At 60.0% G+C, this 14,895-nt stretch carries 13 protein-coding genes; 2 read left to right on the top strand and 11 right to left on the bottom strand.

Translation table 11 applies throughout. The features are described 5' to 3' along the window. Nucleotides 1–51: 51 nt before the first annotated feature. The 10 genes from murD to dinB all read right to left on the bottom strand — a co-directional run bounded on the left by murD (nucleotide 52) and on the right by dinB (nucleotide 12,609). Nucleotides 52–1,686, bottom strand: a complete 1,635-nt coding sequence (gene murD, locus ABDK06_RS10985; RefSeq protein ID WP_394941065.1) for a UDP-N-acetylmuramoyl-L-alanine--D-glutamate ligase — start codon at nucleotides 1,684–1,686, stop codon at nucleotides 52–54. After that, the gene (gene mraY / locus ABDK06_RS10990) at nucleotides 1,668–2,780 is read right to left on the bottom strand and encodes a phospho-N-acetylmuramoyl-pentapeptide-transferase (protein ID WP_394941066.1); all 1,113 of its coding nucleotides are present in this window, start codon (nucleotides 2,778–2,780) and stop codon (nucleotides 1,668–1,670) included. Before mraY ends, murD begins: the two co-directional genes overlap by 19 nt. Nucleotides 2,781–2,782: 2 nt before the next feature. After that, nucleotides 2,783–4,297, bottom strand: a complete 1,515-nt coding sequence (locus ABDK06_RS10995) for a UDP-N-acetylmuramoyl-tripeptide--D-alanyl-D-alanine ligase (RefSeq protein WP_394941067.1) — start codon at nucleotides 4,295–4,297, stop codon at nucleotides 2,783–2,785. Between the two features lie 6 nt (nucleotides 4,298–4,303). Then, nucleotides 4,304–5,953, bottom strand: coding sequence for a UDP-N-acetylmuramoyl-L-alanyl-D-glutamate--2,6-diaminopimelate ligase (locus ABDK06_RS11000; protein WP_394941068.1), 1,650 nt, complete (start codon nucleotides 5,951–5,953; stop codon nucleotides 4,304–4,306). Between the two features lie 21 nt (nucleotides 5,954–5,974). After that, nucleotides 5,975–7,750, bottom strand: coding sequence for a peptidoglycan D,D-transpeptidase FtsI family protein (locus ABDK06_RS11005; protein ID WP_394941069.1), 1,776 nt, complete (start codon nucleotides 7,748–7,750; stop codon nucleotides 5,975–5,977). A gap of 69 nt (nucleotides 7,751–7,819) precedes the next feature. Then, nucleotides 7,820–8,602, bottom strand: coding sequence for a cell division protein FtsL (gene ftsL, locus ABDK06_RS11010; RefSeq protein WP_394941070.1), 783 nt, complete (start codon nucleotides 8,600–8,602; stop codon nucleotides 7,820–7,822). Beyond that, nucleotides 8,599–9,600 (bottom strand): 16S rRNA (cytosine(1402)-N(4))-methyltransferase RsmH, encoded by a 1,002-nt coding sequence (gene rsmH, locus ABDK06_RS11015; RefSeq protein WP_394941071.1) that lies wholly within the window; start codon nucleotides 9,598–9,600, stop codon nucleotides 8,599–8,601. Before rsmH ends, ftsL begins: the two co-directional genes overlap by 4 nt. A 142-nt stretch (nucleotides 9,601–9,742) precedes the next feature. Continuing rightward, entirely contained in the window at nucleotides 9,743–10,174 is a 432-nt protein-coding gene (gene mraZ, locus ABDK06_RS11020; protein ID WP_394941072.1) for a division/cell wall cluster transcriptional repressor MraZ, read from the bottom strand. A 630-nt stretch (nucleotides 10,175–10,804) separates the two neighbouring features. Next, entirely contained in the window at nucleotides 10,805–11,173 is a 369-nt protein-coding gene (locus tag ABDK06_RS11025) for a DUF3040 domain-containing protein (protein ID WP_394941073.1), read from the bottom strand. Between the two features lie 209 nt (nucleotides 11,174–11,382). Next, nucleotides 11,383–12,609, bottom strand: coding sequence for a DNA polymerase IV (gene dinB / locus ABDK06_RS11030; protein ID WP_394941316.1), 1,227 nt, complete (start codon nucleotides 12,607–12,609; stop codon nucleotides 11,383–11,385). Nucleotides 12,610–12,741: 132 nt separating this feature from the next. Between dinB and ABDK06_RS11035 the strand changes: the two genes are divergently transcribed. Next, nucleotides 12,742–13,293: a hypothetical protein gene (locus ABDK06_RS11035; RefSeq protein ID WP_394941074.1), complete on the top strand. Its 552-nt coding sequence runs from the start codon at nucleotides 12,742–12,744 to the stop codon at nucleotides 13,291–13,293. Continuing rightward, nucleotides 13,293–14,405 carry a polyprenyl synthetase family protein gene (locus ABDK06_RS11040; protein WP_394941075.1) on the top strand — a complete coding sequence of 371 codons (1,113 nt, stop codon included), beginning with the start codon at nucleotides 13,293–13,295 and terminating at the stop codon, nucleotides 14,403–14,405. The genes ABDK06_RS11035 and ABDK06_RS11040 overlap by 1 nt, the downstream gene beginning before the upstream one ends. Nucleotides 14,406–14,435: 30 nt before the next feature. Here the strand turns inward: ABDK06_RS11040 and ABDK06_RS11045 are convergent, their stop codons facing one another. Further along, nucleotides 14,436–14,780 (bottom strand): Rv2175c family DNA-binding protein, encoded by a 345-nt coding sequence (locus ABDK06_RS11045; RefSeq protein WP_394941318.1) that lies wholly within the window; start codon nucleotides 14,778–14,780, stop codon nucleotides 14,436–14,438. Between the last annotated feature and the right edge of the window lie 115 nt (nucleotides 14,781–14,895).

Raw genomic sequence — 14,895 nt, forward strand, 5'->3', positions numbered from 1 at the left:
GGTCTGGGGCTCTTCGACGTCGGGCGAGTTGGCGCGTTGACCATCAGCTACCTATTGCCCTTCGGTTTCGCGTATCCGCTTGTCCGCCTGCCCTTCCAGGAGCTCTCGCACGGCCGCGATAAATGCGTCACCACGCTGAGCGTAGGAAGAGAACTGATCGATGGAGGCAGCAGCCGGAGCCATCAGCACGGTGTCGCCGTCGGTGATCACTTCCGCGGCTGCCCTGACAGCTTGAGCCATCACAGCCGGTCCTTCGAAGACCGGCTGAGCGGATTCATTCTGTTCGATCGTGGCCGCGGATGACTGCTGCACCCTTCCAGTCTCGCCCGGACCCGGCTCGATCACTGGCACATTCGGTGCGTGTCGTGCCAAGGCCGAAAGCAGTGACTGATTGTCTTTGCCGATCAGGATGACCGTTTTGAGCTTTCCCTGATGCTGCTGGATGAGTTCTTCATAATTGGCGCCCTTGGAGTCACCACCGGCAATCCAGACCACCGAATTGAAGGAGCCCAGGGATGCAGCAGCAGCGTGCGGGTTGGTCGCTTTGGAGTCATTGATCCAGAGCACGCCATCAGATTGAGCGACCGGCTGAATCCGGTGGACTCCCTGATCATAGTTCCGCAATCCGTTTCGAACCGCTGTCGGTGCGACGCCGTAGGCCCGGACCAGGGCGGCCGCGGCAGCGGCATTGGCCACCAGGTGCTGCGGCACCAGATTCCCGATCTCGGAAAGCTGCATCAGCTCGGCCGCGGAATCCTTACGCTCCGCGATGAAAGCCCGGTCCACCAGGAGTCCCTCCACCACGCCCACCATGCTGATCGATGGCATTCCGGTGGTGAAACCCACCGCTCGGCAACCTTCAACGACGTCGGCCTCTTCCACCATCCGCTCGGTCTCGGACTGTTCGGCGTTATAGATGCAGGCTCTTTGAGTGTGCTGGTAGACCTTCGCCTTATCGGCGGCATAGGCTTCCATGCTGCCGTGCCAGTCCACATGGTCTTCGGCAAGATTGAGGCAGACACTGGCCACCGGGGACGCCGATTCCGTCCAGTGCAGCTGGAAACTAGAGAGTTCCAGCGCAAAGACGTCGTAGCCTTCGGGCTCGCGCACCGCGTCCAGAATGGGTGTGCCGATATTGCCCACCGCGATGGCGCGCAAACCGGCGGACTGCAGAATTGATTCCACCATCGTGGTCGTGGTGGTCTTCCCATTCGTCCCGGTGATGCTGATCCAGTCCGCGGTCTTGCGGCCGGCTCGTTCCCGGACCCGCCAGGCGAGTTCAATATCTCCCCAGATCGGAAGCCGTCGAGCGGCCGCCTCAGCTAACAGCGGATGACTAGGCCGCAACCCGGGAGAAGTCAGCACGAGTTCGGCGGGCAAGCCTTGAAAATCCGGCAACTGCTGAGCCGCTTCGGCGCCCAGCAAAACGGCTTCTGCGCCCACGATCTTCAGCGTGTCCGCGGCTTGCCGGGCGGCGTCGTCATCCGATTCCGCCACCACGATCACCCGGGCACCGAGTTCGATCAAGGTATCCGCAATGGAGAATCCGGTTTTACCAATCCCGGCGACCACCGCACGCAATCCTGACCAGTCCGCATCCCAGCTGGTCAGCTTGGAGAACCGGTCCTCACCAAGATTCGATGAGGCTCCGGTCAGTTCTTCTTCACTCAAAGCTGGACGACCCACTCAGCATAGAAAGCTCCCAATCCAATGGCCACAAAGAGCCCGCAGAGGATCCAGAACCGGACCACCACAGTGACCTCAGCCCAGCCCTTCAGCTCGAAATGATGTTGCAGCGGGGCCATCTTGAAGATTCGTTTACCACCGCTGAGTTTGAAGTAGCCCACCTGCAGAATCACCGAGAGCGTGATGATCACGAAGAGGCCGCCGATAATGGGCAACAGCAGCTCGGTGCGGGAGAGGATCGCGAAGCCTGCAATGGCACCGCCGATAGCCAAGGCTCCGGTATCACCCATGAAGATCTTGGCCGGGGAGGTATTCCACCACAGGAAACCGATCAAGGCGGCGCAGATGATCACCGAGAGCAGAGCCAGATCGAGCGGATCGCGCACCTCGTAACACGCCGGAGAGCCATTGCCGCGCAGTGAGCCGCAACTCTGGTTGGACTGCCAGATTCCGATCAGCGTATATGCGCCGAACACCATCACCGAAGCACCCGCTGCCAAGCCGTCCAGACCATCGGTCAGGTTAACCCCGTTGGTGGCGGCGGTGATAATCGCATTGGCCCAGATGATGAAAAGCACCACGCCGAGCCCGGCCCCCGCAAAAGCCAAGTCCAGACCGGAGATATCACGAGAGAAGGAAATCTTCAGACTTGCCGGGGTGCGCCCCTTACTGTCTGCGAAGTTCAGCGCGAGGATCGCGAAAGCAATGCCGATGACGGCTTGCAGGATCAATTTGGCCTTGGCGTTGAGCCCGAGAGATCGTTGCTTGGAGATCTTGATGAAGTCATCGAGGAAGCCGACCAGGCCCATACCCGCCATCAGGAAGATCAATAGCCAGCCGGAAACCGTAGGGCCGCTCCACCTCGGGTTCATCAGCCAGATCAGCAGGTGAGTGAGCAGATAAGCCAGGATCACCGAACCGATGACGACGGCGCCGCCCATCGTCGGAGTACCGCGCTTGGTGTGATGCGAGGTGGGTCCGTCGTCGCGGACGAACTGTCCGTAGCCTTTACGGACCAGCAGCCGGATGAAAAGCGGCGTGCCGATCATGGCCAGAGCAAGACCCAAGCCAGCGCCCATTAATATGGCAATCATATTCACTGTTCACCCAGCCTTTCTCGCTCGTTCGAATGGCTCTTCGCTGCGCCTAATGCTATCCGATCGCCTAAAAGGCGAAGCCCGGCATCGCGTGAAGACTTGAAGAGGACGATGTCTCCTGATCGCAATTCCTTCTCCAGAATCTCATACGCGGCATCGATATCTGCGGCGAACACCGATTCGTCTCCCCACGAGCCTTCGTTGATGGCACCGATATGCATGGCTCTGGCTTCCATCCCGACCACGACGAGCCGTGAGATGTTCAGCCGGACCACCACTTGACCGAGTGCGTTGTGTTCCCTGATGGAATCCTCACCGAGTTCGTACATCCCGCCGAGAACCGCCCAGGTACGTCGTTCCGGCGCACCGACGCCACGCCCGAGCTCAGCCAGGGTGCGGAGCGCGGCCCGCATCGATTCCGGATTGGCATTGTAAGCGTCGTTGATCACCGTGACGCCGTCGGGACGCTCGGTGACCTCCATCCGCCATCGGCTCTTCGGACCTTGGCCATCCAGTCCCTGAGCGATTTGCTGAGCGGGCAGTCCAGCCGCCCAGGCAGCCGCCGCGGCGGCCAGTAAATTATTCAGATGATGAATGCCGATCAGCCCGCTGTGCACTGAGAAGCGCTGCGCGGGGGCGCCGCCCCGAGCGGGGAACTCGAGATCGAAGATCGGGCGAGCGGCTGAATCGGTAGTCACATTCCAGGCCAGGACGGCGTCAGCGGCTTCCGGCACCGCTGCATTGCCGGTACCTGCTTCACCGAACCACAGCACAGGCGCTGTGCTTCGCGAAGACATCGCTGCCACTCGAGTGTCTGAGAGATTGAGCACTGCGGTTCCGGCAGCGCTCAGCGCCTCGACCAGCTCTCCTTTGGCGATCGCGATATTCTCCACCCCGCCGAATTCACCGGCATGGGCGGTGCCGACACCGAGCACTACACCGATATCCGGTTCGACCATGGAGGCCAGGTAGTTGATGTGCCCGATGCCGGTGGCGCCCATTTCGATCACCAGGAAGCGGGTGTCCAGATCGGCCCGGAACACCGTGAGCGGAACGCCGATCTCGCCGTTATAGGAACCTTCCGGAGCCACGGTTGCCCCGGCAGTTTCGAGCACTCCAGCCAATAGGTCCTTAGTGGTGGTCTTGCCCGCCGAGCCGGTGATGCCGATGACTGTCAATTCACCCTGCGAACGAATGCGTCGTACCGCCTCTGCCGCAAGCTGACCCATCGCCAGCACGGCATCCGGCACGATCACCGCGGGATAAGGCGTGCCGTCATCATCGAGGACTTCACGTTCGGCAAGCACTAAAACCGCACCAGCCCTGATGGCTGCGGCGATGAAGCTGTGCCCATCGGCGTGCTCTCCGGGCTTTGCCACATAGAGCGAACCCGGTGCGCAATCACGTGAATCGGTGCGAATTGCCGCTAGATCGACGGACAGCTGGTGAGGCGCACTGCGGCTCAGGTGTCCTTGGGTCAACGAAGCTATTTCGGCAGCAGAAAGTTCTATCATCTCGATTTAGGACTCTATCTCGGGAACCGGTTCAACGGTGAATCCGTATTTCACCAGAGCCACCCGAAGCTCTTCTCTGTCGTCCAGAGCCAGGTTCACTCCTTGTACTTCCTGCCAGACTTCGTGGCCGCGACCCGCGACCAGGATGGTGTCGGCAGGCCCGGCCAATTCAACGGCACGATCAATCGCGGCAGCTCGGGGCGCAATGTTTTCCACCTGCGTGTCATCCCAGGCGCTGTGCTGCGCGCCGTCGAAAACCTGCTGGCGGATCTGAGCCGGGTCCTCATCGTGCGGATCGTCATCAGTGATGATCACCACGTCGGCGTGCCTGGATGCCAGCGCACCCATGATCGGACGTTTGCCCTGATCTCGTTGTCCGGTCGCGCCGAAGACCACGATCAGTCGCCCCCTCAGTTCACCGCGCGCTGGGTGAACCGCTTCCATGGCTCGCCTCAGCGCATCAGGATTATGTGCGAAATCCACCACAGCGACCGGTTCCCGCGAGATCAGCTGCATTCGCCCGGGCACCTCGATGTCGAGGGGATCGAATTCATCGAGAACGCGTTGCAGCGTCTCAAGGTCTACACCAGAGGCATGCACCATCAGCACCGCTAGGGCCGCATTGGAGACATTGAAACCGCCCGGCAGAGAGGTGTGGAACCTCAGGTCTCCCTGGTCGCTGCTCAGCTCGACATCCCAGCCCAGTTCACGGGGCAGCGCGCTGCGCACCCTCCACTGAGCGACGTCGGAAGAATCAGAAGCCTCGGAAGAGGAGTCATCGGTGGTAGTACGCAAGGTGATGATCGGCACACTCGCGGCCTTCGCCATTTTCAGCCCCCACTCGTCATCGACGATGACCACCGCGGATTTGGCATGCTCCGGGCTGAACAATGAGGCTTTGGCAGCAAAATACTCTTCCATATCGCCGTGCAGATCCAGGTGATCTTGAGTCAGATTGGTGAATCCCGCGACGTCAAAGATCACCCCATCCACTCGGCCCAGGGTCAGAGCGTGCGAGGAGACTTCCATCACTGCGGCGTCCAGGGCATGCTCACGCATGGTGGAGAACACCGCGTGTAAATCGGTGGTATCCGGTGTTGTCAGGGTCGAGGGGACCCGCTGCTCCCCCACCAGGGTCTCGATGGTTCCGATCAATCCGCTGCCGCGGCCTAGAGCACCCAGAATGGAACGGATCAGATAACTCGTAGTGGTCTTGCCGTTGGTTCCGGTGATGCCGAAGAGCTTCATCTCGGATGCTCCGTCAGTCAGCTCCGAGCGGTAGATTCGTTCAGCGATGGTGGCCACTGCCGAGCGCGGTTCTGCGACCACTAGGACCGGAACGTCGAGGGCTGCTCCGGCCAATAGCTCGGCGCCCGCTGGGTCGGTCAGAACCGCCGCCGCACCGGCAGCGATGGCAGCCCCGGCATAGTGGGCGCCATGACTCGTCAGACCGGTCAGGGCCAGATATAGATCCCCCGGTCGAATCGCTCGGGAATCCAGGCTCACCCCGCTCAATCTCGTGCCCGCTGCGACTGCGGCTGCCCCGCTCAGCTCCAGGTTCACTATCCCGGCTAATTCGCTGAGCAGCAGGCCAGCAGGGTGCAGTGGCCGCAGGCCGATCGAGCTACCGGCAGCCGGAGTTTGGCTTTCATTCACGTTTGATTCTCTCCGTGCCGTCTAGAACGTGGTCTGCGGTTTGAAGGGCGGAGTGGTCGACGGTGGAACCTGATAGGTCTGCAGAACCTGTCCCATCACCGAGTTGAAGACCGGCCCCTGGGTGACACCGTAGATGTTACCTTGCGGGTGCTGCACGGTCACCAACACCACATATTCCGGATTCTCCATCGGTGCCATCCCCACGAAGGAGGCGGTGTATCCGCTGAATCCACCGGCTGAAGGAGATTCAGCGGTGCCGGTCTTACCCCCCACTCGATACCCGGGCACGCTGATGTCATTGTAATGCGCCGCCGTCACCACGCCCTCGAGCATGCCTTTGACCTGCTGGGCTGTTGAGGGGGAAATAACTTCAGTGCCGGGAGCTTGCGGGGTCTTGGTCTCCACACCATTGGCATCGGTGTAGGAATCAATCAGCCTGGGCTGCAATCGCACACCGTCATTCGCGATCGCCTGATATGCCATCGCGGTTTGCAACGGGGTCTGAGCAACGCCCTGACCGAAGAGAACAGTGTACTGCTGGCGGCCGTCCCATTTGTCCGGAGTGGCCAGGATGCCCGCGCTCTCGCCGGGAAGCGGAATGCCGGTTTTGCTTCCGACCCCAAATTTTTGCAGGTAATCGTAGCGCTGCTGAGGGCTCAGCTTGGAGCCGATCATCACGGTTCCGGTGTTCAAAGACTCAGCGAGCACCCCGGAGAGCGTCATATTGATGGTGCCGTGGTCCTCAGCGTCTGAGAAGGTCTGACCATCGATGGTGTAGGTGGGAGGGATGGTCAGATGGGTTTGCGGAGTGGCTTTGCCTTCTTGAATGACAGCTGCGGCGGTGACCGACTTCTCAGTGGAGCCAGGTTCAATCGCATTGGTGACGATCCTGGAGCCACGGTCAGCGGCCGGGGTTGCGCCGGGATTATTGGGATCTACCGTCGCGTTCTCAGCCATCGCGATGATATTGCCTGTTTTCACTTGCACGATAACGATATTGCCCCATTCGGCGCGCTGCTGCTTCACCTGGTTGGCGATCGCCTGTTGGGCGTAATACTGAAGATCCGCATTAATCGTGAGCTTAATGGTTTTCCCGTTGACCGCGGGAGTCACGGTGGTGGGAGCCCCTGGGATGACGATGCCGTCTCTGCCCATCTGGAACGTCCGGCTGCCGTCCTTGCCGCTCAATTGATCGTTCATGGTCTGCTCGAGCCCGGATCCGCCGCCATCGGGGCCCATGAAACCGACGATGTTTCCGGCCACCTGACCGAGCGGATAGACCCGCTTGGAGATCGGTTGGGAGGCGATGCCCGGCACCCGGAGCGCGGCGATCTTATCCTCCAACTCCGGAGTGACCGACTTGGCAACCACGTTATAGCGAGCCGTGCCGGTGACCAGTTTACGTACCTGCTCGACGTCCATCCCGAGTGCCGATGCCAATTCTGAGATGCCGGTATCCCTGGTGACTTCGGCTACTTTGCCGTCTGCGCCGACCCGTTTATAGGTCAGGCCCTTGGTGTTATTGACCTGGTCCACCACGATGTCGTAACGGACGATTGACTGAGCTAGCACCTTGCCATTGGCATCGACGATCTCGCCTCTGCTGGAGGCCAGCTTCTGGGTCTGGGTGAGCTGGTTGACGGCGGCCTCCGCGTAACCGCCCAAGTCGAGCCCCTGGACCAGCACGAGCTTGCCGGAGACGATGAGCAGCAGAGCCAGCAGTAAGCCCACACCCACCCGCAGTCGTCTGCGGGCTTTCAGAGAGATCTTGCTTTGTTTGGTCGATGGCGTTTTCACTGGCTGTGCTTTCAAAATATGGCCTCGTTACGTTCCGGCTGTCGACGATACTAGCTCGTGGAAGCCTGCTCAGTTTCCGCTCGGGGACTTTTGGTCCGGTGACGGGATGCTGCCACCGTGCAGATCGGCTTGCGGTCCCGGAGTGGCCGACGGACTAGCCGGAGTGTCCGAGTGCTGCCCAGCGAAGGGAATGCCCCCGATCAGCTGGCCGGGGGCGAGCGGGCCGCTCGGCAGGCTCGTCGCGACCGGGATGTTATTGCTCACCGGCTGGCTGTTCCCTGTTTCTGGGGCGGCGATCAACGGCAAAGGGTTGGCGAGCTTCGTCGCTGGCTTGGGCGATCCGGAGATCGTCTGATTGTCGAGGTTGATCTGTCCCGTGGAGTTTGCAGCGACCATACCTAATTGTTGCGCCTTCTGCGCAAGATTCTGCGGAGCCTGAGCATCTTGCAGTTGCTGTGTCAGAACCTGGTTCTGCTTGACCAGGGTGTCCTTTTTGCTGTTCAGCTGCACCAGTTCGTACTGGCCCGAGGAGACTGAGATATTCAACACCAAGACGGTCGCCATGGCGGCGACCAATGCGAGGAAGCAGAAAACCACAAAGGGCGCACGACGCCGGCCGGGTAGTGCCGCGACGAGTGAGAGCGGAGTGCGCGCAGGCGTTGATTCGGTGCTGGCTTTTGGGCTGCTCAGCGGATTGAGTACACGAGCGGCAGAGCCATGGGTGGCACTGCTGAGTTCCGCCGTGGCGCGAGCGGAGGGAGCAGCCGTCCTTTTCATATAAGGAGCTCTGGGCGTCCGTCGGGAGGAAGAGGCCTCAGCGCGTGGCGCTGCTGTGGCCTGAGACTGAGTCACGATGTTCTCCTCTTTTTGATTCGTTCCACTGCTCGCAAGCGGGCTGATGCGGCCCGGGGGTTCTCTTGGATCTCAGCTTCGGTGGGCACTTCGGTGCCCTTGGTGAGGATCTTCAGCTCGGCTTTGTGCTCCTCGAGTTCCACCGGAAAGCCGACCGGGGCACTCGAGTTGGCGCCAGTGCTGAAGACCTTTTTGACGATCTTGTCCTCCAAAGAGTGATAGGACATCACCACGGCTCGACCGCCGATGGCGAGGGAGTCGACGGCGGCCGGCACCGCGCGTTGCAGTACCTCAAGTTCTTCGTTAACTTCGATCCGCAGAGCCTGGAACGTCCGCTTGGCAGGATGCCCACCGGTGCGCGCGGCAGCGGCGGGAACAGCGCGTCGAATCACCTCAACCAACTCGCCCGTGCGCAGAAGCGGGGCCTGCTGCCTTGCCGCAACGATCTGCCGGGCAATGCGAGTTGAAAATTTCTCCTCTCCCCAACGGCGGATAATCGATGCGAGCTCGGCTTCCGAATAGTTATTGACGACCTCCGCAGCGCTCTGCCCGCGACTGGTGTCCATCCGCATATCGAGCGGAGCATCATATGAATAGGCGAATCCGCGCTCTGCCTCATCAAGTTGCAGGGAAGAAACTCCCAGATCCATCAGCACTCCGTGCACGCTGCCCTGAGGCTCAAGGCCGAGGTCTTCGAGCACCTCATCGATTTCGTCATAGACGGCGTGCACTAAGTCAATGCGATCGGCATAGGCTTCAAGCCGTTCGCCGGCCAGAGTTAAAGCCTGAGTATCTCGGTCGATGCCGATCAGGTGCAAGTTCGGGAAGCGCTGCAGGATGGCTTCGCTGTGACCGCCCATTCCCAGCGTGGCATCGATCGCTACCGCCCGCTCACCACGAGCATTTGCGGCTTCGAAGGCGGGAGCTAAAAGGTTGACGCAGCGATCCCGCAGCACCGGAGTATGCCGGGAAGCCGCTGCGGATGGTGGTATTGCCACTGCACTCCCCCTCGATTCGCTGCCTGCTTTGCCTTCAATGTGTTCCTTGAACCAGATCCCCATCCGCGCCGTACATTCCGCCTGGCTCCGGGGAAGGTGAGTCAGGTGGTGTAGGGCGGCTGGAGATCTCATTCAAGAAGCTCTAGAGAAGTCCTGGAATTGCGTTGTCATCAGTTTCAGAGAAGGAGTTCTCCTTCTCTTCCAAGTAGTCCGCCCACGCTGTGGCGTCCCAGATCTCGGCCCGAGAACCGGCTCCGATAACAGCCAGTTCCCGATCCAAACCCGCATAAGCCCGAAGCGCCGCCGGAATGGTGACGCGGCCTTGCTTATCCGGCATTTCATCAGAGGCTCCAGAGAGGAAAACTCGAATGTAGTCACGGGCTTGCCGACTGGAGATCGGTGCTTCTCGCATCTGCTCGTGAATGCGTTCGAATTCGCGCTGACTGAAAACGTAGATGCAACGCTCCTGCCCTCTGGTGAGGACCAGACCGTTGCCCAGTTCATCCCTGAACTTGGCGGGAAGAATCAGACGACCTTTCTCATCGAGGCGCGGCGAATGAGTTCCAAGGAACACCTCACCACCTCCTCCACCACTACCCTCTTACTCGCTCCACTTTACCCCACAATCCCCCACCGTCAATCTGCTCGGCGCTTTTATTCCCGTGTGTCGGAGGAATTTTTCCGCGGTTTTCCGCGTGATTTCAGGGGTGAATCGGCGGGGATGGAAGTGGAGGGAAAATCCGACTCAAACCGCCCAGCCGCTCGCTTTTTAAGACGACGGCCACCTATTCGCGGTCAAAAAGCGCTAGATATTCCCGCCAGAAGCCCCGTCGCGAGCTGCTAGAGCCGCCCAACCCGAGCGGTGGAGGAATGTGGAGGACCCCTCCCTCACGATCCAGTTGTCCCACTGAGTGTTACTGGAGTGGCCAGAGTTACGGCTTTATCGACTCATTCATAACTTCTGCACCACTGAGTGGGACAGCTGGTTGTAAGAGAAGCTGGGATTGGGCATAGAAAAACCCCTGGGCTAGGGGCCAGGGGTCAGAACGGGTGAGGTGAACGACGTATAGAACAAGAAGGGACAGGACAGCACGAATAGCTATGACGATAACGGGTCAAAGGGCTCTGGTTGAGCGGTCTGGAAGATCAGCCAGCTCTGCCTCGACAGGATCCGGACCGACTGGGAATCAAGGACACTCCTGAGTCATTCGCCTCTGCGGCGCTCGTCCCAACGATCCTCCAGATTACTCATGAAGCTGCTCTTGGCACCGGCAACTTTGGCGCCATCCGCGGAGGCAGGAGTTTTAGTGACGCGGCTTCGCATTGTGGCGATGAAGACGCCGGCCCCCATCACAATGAATCCCAGGACGCCGAGCCAGATCTGCTGGATACCGATACCGAGCAGCATCACGGAGAGGCCCGCTACCCCGATCACTACGCCCAGCAGAATATGCCGAGCCGAAAGTCTGCGCGCTCCATCAGTGCCCAGGGCACTGGCAAATTTGGGGTCAGTGTCATGCAACTGCTGCTCTAGCTGATCGAGCAGCCTCTGTTCGTGTTCCGACAGTGGCATCACGACCTCCTTCAGGTCCCGCCATCGACATGCCATATGTCTTGGCCTCGCTTTATGAACGAATACCCGCATGCTTCTGGTTCCAGCGTTGGCGAAAATTATTAAATCATCGCTCTAATTCCTTAAGAATAGGCTTCCCGAGCCAGAACTAAAAGCCGCAGCGAGAAAGCCCTGAGCGGCTCAGCAATTATTGCACCCGAGATCGCCGCTCAGCCTTCTTCGGTTGGCTTCTTTTTAAGAAGTCGGGCAGGTAAAACCTGGGAGGCTCCGAATTTCTCGCCCACTTGGTCGATCACTATTTCCGCTGATCGCCAGTTGTCGTCTCGTCTTTCCAAACTGAGCTGCACGGGAGTTTGGGCAGTTGTCTCCAAGCTTTCAGCTCTCAAGCCAATCAACCGCACGGCCATGGGCCGTTCTCCGAGTCCGGTCAACAGCTGAAGCGCGGTTTGGTAAATCAACTGAGCACTGTCCACCGGAACAGCCAGGGTTCGGGACCTGCTGATGGTGGAAAAATCCGCATAACGCAACTTAATCGCAATGGTCCTGGAGACATACCCGCTAGTCCTCAGCCGCCCGCCGGTGCGATGGGAGAGCCTGAGGAGTTCTCGGCGAAGCGAAGCCTCATCGGCGGTATCCACGGCAAAAGTTTCCTCCGCACCGATGCTTTTCTCCACCCTTACCGGGGTCACCGGCCGGGGATCTATGCCCCAGGCCAGGCGATGCACATGCTCCCCGGTCGCCCCCAGAGCGCGGCGCAAAACAGCCACCGGCGTCCTGGCGATCTGTTCCACGCTGTGAATTCCCAAGCCGGAGAGAACCTCCATGGTCTTCGCCCCCACTCCCCACAGCGCTCGTGCGGGCAAGCTATGCAAATAGGCCACGGTATCTTCTTGAGGAATCAGCAACAGTCCATCGGGCTTGCATCGCGCTGAGGCGATCTTGGCGACGAATTTATTGGCAGCCACCCCCACTGACGCCGTCACCCCTAACTCGGCTTTCACCCGCCGTCGAATCAACTGGGCTATTTCGAGGGGGCCGCCGAGCCGCCGCATCGCCCCGGCGATATCCAGAAACGCCTCATCCACGCTGAGCGGCTCAACGGCGTCGGTGATCGAAGAGAGCAGTTCCATCAGCACCTGAGACATTTCGTAATACCTCTGATGTCTGGGTTCTACGATGATCGCCTGAGGGCATAGCCGCATCGCCGCGGCCATCGGCATCGCCGAACGCACCCCGAAGGCTCGGGCTTCATAGGACGCAGAAAGCACCACAGATCGACCTTGCGGAAACCCCACGATCACCGGCATGTTGAGCAACTTCGGGTTTTCCAGCTGTTCGACCGCTACGAAGAAGGCGTCCATGTCGACATGCAGGATCGTGCAGTCCCGGAAATCTTGCCGAGCCGCAGACGCCGCAGCTGCTTCCTGATTGGTCATCGCCTCTTCATCATAATTCCGGCCACCGACAGCCTGGACACCGGGTGGCCGCCCAGTGCTCGGTCGTCCGCTCACACCGGTTCTCTGTCCTATACTGTGAGGCTTTACCCCTGATCCGCTTAGACTAGAAGGGTGATCCGACTTTCCAAGGCCTCCCGCGCCACCCTCACCGCCACTGGAATCCTGCTTTGCGGCATCGCCCTGACTGGCTGTGGAAATTCCACCGCGCAACCGAGCGGCAGCAGCCCTGCTAGCAGCAGCGGAACCAGTTCCGCCTCAGCTTCCGCGACGGATAGCGCCAGTTCAGCCGATGCGAGCGATGCCCCGTCCTCAGATACGAAGTCCACCGTCGGCGCATTGATCCAGGATTTCCCCAAAACCCTGCTGCCCTTAATGCCCGGCGCCGAGGTCAAGCTCAGCGTGGTAGATAAATCAACCAACCCGGCGACTGCCTCACTCGTCGGGAGCACTAGCTCAAGCAGCAAAGACATCGTTGATTTCTACACCAAGGCTCTGCAAGCCCAGGGCTTCACCCTCTTGCCCGGCGGCAATGTCGGCTCGGTCGTGAGCAAGGACTTCGTTCGTAAGGACGGCAAAGAGAACATCAATCTGTCGATTAGCTCTGACAACGGAACCAATACCTTCACCCTGGGTGCCAGCGTTGAGGCGGCTTCACTGAAGTGATGCAGCCCAAAGAATCTGCTCCTCTGCTCGGCAGAACCCAGGCAGAATTCATTCGGACTCTGGGGGCTGAACTCCAAGATTTCCTTGCCCTGAAGCGAGCCGAGTTAGGCGAAATCTCTGCCGATACCCCAGCCCTGATCGATACGATTGCCGATCTGGCAAGCGGTGGCAAGAGAATGCGGGCTCTACTGTGCTACTGGGGATGGCGCGGAGCGGGCGGAGACCCGAGCCCCAACACTCCCATCACCACGGCAGGGGCGTCACTTGAACTCTTTCAAGCCGCAGCGCTGATCCATGACGACATCATCGATCGTTCCGACATCCGCCGCGGTGCGCCTAGCGTGCACCGGCAGTTCAGCCAGCTCCACCAGCGCCAGCGCTGGGCATTGGACCCGGAACGCTTCGGCCATGCTGCAGCCATTTTGGCCGGAGATCTCTGTCTCTCCTTCAGCGAAGAGGTTTTCGCTGGCATGTCCTCCCTCGTCACGACCTCGGCCGCCAACCGAGCACGCCGCACCTTCAACACGATGCGCGCCGAAGTGATGGCAGGTCAATACCTCGATATCCTCGAGGAAGTAGCCGGCCCCTCTCGGGGACCAGCTGGCGCAGTTGAACGGGCGCAATCGATCATCCGCTATAAATCGGCCAAGTACTCGACAGAACATCCGCTGGTTTTAGGCGGCGCACTGGCGGGTGGTTCGGAAGAACTGCTGAACGGGTACTCCGCTTTCGCCTTACCGCTGGGCGAAGCCTTCCAATTGCGGGACGATATGCTGGGCGTTTTCGGCGATCCGCAGAGTACGGGAAAGCCCGCAGGTGATGACCTGCGCGAGGGCAAACGCACCGTGCTGATCGGTTACACGCTCCGCCTAGCTGAAGCCGAGGATGCCGAATTCGTCGATCAGCGCCTGGGCATACCTGATCTCTCTGAAACCGATATCGCCCAGATCCGGCGCATCATGACCGGGTGCGGAGCTGTTTCTGCCACTGAGGATCTGATTGAGCGCTACAGCAGTCAGGCCTTCACCGCTCTGGAAGCTCTTCAGATCGACGATTTCACCAGCTTGGCCCTGCACACCATGGCACAGGCAGCGGTGCAGCGAAGCGCCTGAAGCGCTCCTGAAATCACTGAGCGAAGAGGGTTACCAAGCGAGGGCTTGAGCTCGACGTCGTATCTCGGTCTTCCGCCCGGCCTTCAAGGCGTCAATCGGCCGGCCCGGCAGCGATTCATCCTCGGTGAAAAGCCAGGAGATGGCCTCTTCATCGCTAAACCCAGCGTCCGAAAGCACTACTAAAGTTCCTTTGAGGCTGTCCAGGACGTCGTTCTCGACGAAGAATTCAGCCGGCACCGAGCGGATCTTACGCTCACCGATCCGGAAGGCCAACAGGGAGCGGTCACTGATCAGGGAGTGGACACGGGTGACCGGGATATCCAGCAACGCTGCGACGTCAGGCAGCGGCAACCACTCGGTGACCAAGGATTCCAGGGGCGAAAGGTGATTAGCGCTGCTCTGATCAGCTGATTCGGTCAGCTGATCTTTTTGGTTCGGGGTGCTTTCAGTGGTACTCACGGTACAAGCCTGCCATATTTCTGCTTTCTCT

The organism is Psychromicrobium ferritrahens (assembly GCF_043789415.1).
GTDB lineage: Bacteria > Actinomycetota > Actinomycetes > Actinomycetales > Micrococcaceae > Renibacterium.

Bases quoted from the DNA above. Each gene is read 5' to 3' on its own strand.
- mraY (WP_394941066.1), bottom strand. From the start codon at position 2,780: ATGATTGCCATATTAATGGGCGCTGGCTTGGGTCTTGCTCTGGCCATG.
- ABDK06_RS10995 (WP_394941067.1), bottom strand. From the start codon at position 4,297: ATGATAGAACTTTCTGCTGCCGAAATAGCTTCGTTGACCCAAGGACAC.
- ABDK06_RS11025 (WP_394941073.1), bottom strand. From the start codon at position 11,173: ATGCCACTGTCGGAACACGAACAGAGGCTGCTCGATCAGCTAGAGCAG.
- dinB (WP_394941316.1), bottom strand. From the start codon at position 12,609: ATGACCAATCAGGAAGCAGCTGCGGCGTCTGCGGCTCGGCAAGATTTC.
- ABDK06_RS11040 (WP_394941075.1), top strand. From the start codon at position 13,293: ATGCAGCCCAAAGAATCTGCTCCTCTGCTCGGCAGAACCCAGGCAGAA.